Source organism: Streptomyces sp. NPDC054813, assembly GCF_053611365.1.
Genome location: NZ_JBSHAF010000015.1, coordinates 1 through 3,587, shown reverse-complemented (window position 1 = coordinate 3,587; position 3,587 = coordinate 1). Strand labels below are relative to the sequence as shown.

At 68.5% G+C, this 3,587-nt stretch carries 2 protein-coding genes; both read right to left on the bottom strand.

Going from position 1 to position 3,587, the window contains the following annotated elements:
• Positions 1-307: 307 nt before the first annotated feature.
• Entirely contained in the window at positions 308-1,621 is a 1,314-nt protein-coding gene (gene secY, locus ACWGJB_RS28225) for a preprotein translocase subunit SecY (protein ID WP_453382875.1), read from the bottom strand.
• Positions 1,622-1,816: 195 nt separating this feature from the next.
• Positions 1,817-3,421, bottom strand: a complete 1,605-nt coding sequence (locus tag ACWGJB_RS28220) for an adenosine deaminase family protein (RefSeq protein WP_453382874.1) — start codon at positions 3,419-3,421, stop codon at positions 1,817-1,819.
• Positions 3,422-3,587: the final 166 nt, after the last annotated feature.

The following is a 3,587-nucleotide window of genomic DNA, read 5'->3' as shown; positions in this document are numbered from 1 at the left end:
TTTGCATTCTCGGGGCCGCCCCGGGGGCGTTGGGTGAGCGCCCGCCACCATCGCTGGGGCAGCGGCCGTGTGCGCCGGCGGCGGGGGGCCGCCCCCCCCCCCCCCCCCCACGTCCTGCCGTTCGGCGTGGAGATCGGCCAGCTGCTGCTCCAACGCGCGACGACCCTCGGCGCTGATCGGTTCAGGCCCACCCATGTCCGCTCCTTCGGTGACGGCGCGACTGAAGTCGGAGTTCGGACCACATGCTGTACTGATTTTACCGATTATGTGCATAGATGCGATGCCGCCAGGCCTCCGGCCCCCGGGGTCAGCGGAGGAAGCCCTCGTAGTTGCGCTGCTGGAGCTGGCTCTCGATCTGCTTCACGGTCTCCAGACCGACACCCACGATGATCAGGATGCTGGTGCCGCCGAACGGGAAGTTCTGGCTCGCCCCGAACCCGACCAGCGCGATGGTCGGGACGAGGGCGATCACCCCCAGATACAGCGAACCCGGCCAGGTGATCCGGTTGAGCACGTACGACAGATACGTCGCGGTCGGCCGCCCGGCCCGGATGCCGGGGATGAAGCCGCCGTACTGCTTCATGTTGTCCGCGACATCGTCCGGGTTGAAGGAGATGGAGACGTAGAAGAACGCGAAGAACACGATGAGCAGGAAGTACAGGGCGATGTAGATCGGATGGTCGCCCTTGGTCAGGTTCTGGGTGATCCACCGTTTCCAGACGGAGTCCCCGCCCGAGAACTGGGCGACCAGGGCCGGGATGGACAGCAGCGAGGAGGCGAAGATGACCGGGATCACGCCCGCCTGGTTCACCTTCACCGGGATGTAGGTCGAGGTGCCGCCGTAGGACCGGCGGCCGATCATGCGTTTGGCGTACTGGACCGGGATCCGGCGCTGGGCCTGCTCGACGAAGACGACCAGGCCGACCATGGCGAGGCCGACGAGGATGACGCTGCCGAACTCGATCCAGCCGCCCGCCAGGGTGCCCTGCTTCTTGATGGCCCACAGCGCGGACGGGAAGGAGGCGGCGATCGAGATGAACATCAGGATCGACATGCCGTTGCCGATGCCGCGGTCGGTGATGAGCTCACCGATCCACATGACCAGGGCGGTGCCGGAGGTCATGCAGATCACCATCGTGATGGTGGTGAAGACCGACTGGTCCGGAATGATGCTGGAGGCGACCGAGCAGCCGGAGAAGATGGCGCCGCTGCGGGCGGTGGCGACCAGGCCGGTGGCCTGCAGGACGGCGAGGGCCACCGTCAGGTAGCGGGTGTACTGGGTGATCTTCGTCGTGCCCGCCTGGCCCTCCTTCTTCATGGCCTCCAGACGTGGGATGACCACGGTCAGCAGCTGAAGGATGATGCTGGCGGTGATGTACGGCAGGATGCCGAGCGCGAAGATGGTGATCTGCAGCAGCGCGCCCCCGCTGAAGAGGTTGACCAGCCCGAACAGCCCCTGGTTGCCGGACGCCTCGCTCACACACGTCTGGACGGCTCGGTAGTTGACGCCGGGGATCGGGACATGGGTACCGATCCGGTAGACCACGATCATGCCCAGCGTGAAGAGCAGCTTCTTGCGCAGGTCAGGCGTCTTGAAGGCATTGATGAACGCGGTGAGCACGGTGCCTCCTGCACCCCTTCGCGCATGGGCCGTCGGGGTCGGCGATGACGACAGCACATCGACACGAGAGCGAGGCATGCCGTCCGGAACGGTTCGGGCCACACATGAATGACTCCACACGCGTCGCCCGACACCTGTTCAACGGAATTTGCAACTTTTGGGCTCACAGCACACTCGCCCCCCGCGCTCAGGTACTCACCTCTCGAAGGAGGCGAAGGCAGCCTCCTGCCGCCACTGGACGGCGGCCTTCGCGCTGCCGGCGACGAGCCGGCGGCACTCCGCGGTCGGGGTACGGCCGCTGCCGGGCAGCTGGCCGGTGCAGGCGGTCGCGGCGCGGTAGCCGTCACGGGTGGGGTTGCCCCGCCACAGGCTCCGGCCGGGGAGGAACGCGTACTCGAGCGAGGCGCGGGCCAGATCCTTCAGTTCGGGGTAGGTCAGGCCGTAGGTCTGGGCGGCGTACTGGTACTCGTGGGTGATGTCGATCCGGGAGACGCCGGGGTCGTCGGTGGCCAGGACGACCGGTACGCCGTAGGAGCGGTAGGTGTTGAAGGGGTGTTCGGCGCCGCGCACGCCGAGGATCTGGGCGTTGCTGGTGAACGGCACCTCGACGGCGATCTGGCGGGCGGCCATCGTACGGGCCGTCTGCTGCCAGCCGTCCTCGTGGACCAGGTCGACGCCGTGGCCGACGCGCTCGGTGCCGGCGACGTTCACGGCTTCCGCGATGTGGAACTTCAGGTCCTGGGGCTTGACCAGCCCGGGCCACAACTCGCCCGCGTGCAGGGTGACATGGGCCTTGGGGTAGACGGTGCGCAGGTAGTTGAGCATGCGCATCTGCAGGCTGTAGTCGGCCAGCGAGCTGTTCCAGTCCTCGGGCTGGACGAGGTTGACGGCGACGAACCGGGAGTCGCGTTCGGCGAGCCGCATGCCGAGGGCCAGCTGCGTGAAGACGCGCTCCGGCGCACTGCCGCGATTGACCTGCGAGATCCAGCGCACGGTCAGCGCACAGCCGGGGCGGGGGCGGCTGGTGCCGCAGCCGGCGGCCGTACGGAACTCGGCGTCACCGTCGTCGGCCTCCTTGCGCGCGTCGGCCACGACCTTGTCGAGCCTGCCGCCGGCCACGAGCTTGGCGTGCAGCGCGGCCAGGTCGGGGTCCCAGCCGACCTCGGCGGCCAACTGCCGGGCGCCGTCCGAGGCCGGGGTGATCATGGTCTCCAGGTAGAACTGGTTCTGCGCCGCGTCCGTGTCGGCGACCTGGGCGAGCAGCTTTCCGCGATGCCGCCAGGGCACCTCGCCGAACTTGTTGAACGTGTCGAAGAAATGGTCGTGACCGTTCTGGTCCGGCGGGAAGTCCTGCATCGACCAGGCGCGCACGATCGCCTCGTGGAAGTCGCGGTCGGTACGGGCATCGGTGGCCGGGCGGGTACCGGGGCCGCACGGCGGTACGACGGCGGTCAGCGTGGCCGTGTCGATGCACAACCCGTCCTCGGCGGCGAGCTCGACGAGGTACTCGGTCCTGACCGCCCCGGAGAGGTGGTTGTGCAGGTCGCCGCCCTTGGGCAGGTGCCGGAAGAAACCGCGCAGCAGCCTGGGGTCGTTGCGGATCGACTCCAGGTACGCGGCCGTACGGGCCTCCGCGGCCGTCATCGGCCGGGGGGCGCCCGGGGCGGCCTCCTCGTGCGCGGCCGCGGCCGGTGCGGCCGACAGGGACGCGAGGCAGAGCAGGGAGAGGGCGCCGAGTCCGGCGGAGAGCGCCGTGCGGCGTGAGGAGTGCGCGGCGCGGGGGCCGTGATAGGTCGTCACACTCAGATGATCATCAGGTCGGTCCGGCCGGTCCCGGCAGCCGCGCGGTGGGCACGACGGAGTCACCCGCGCGGGCGCAGCACCAGGCGCACACGCCCCACCCCAGAGGAAAAAAAAAAAACACAAAACAACAAGAGACAGAGCAAGCCAACCCACGCACCCACAC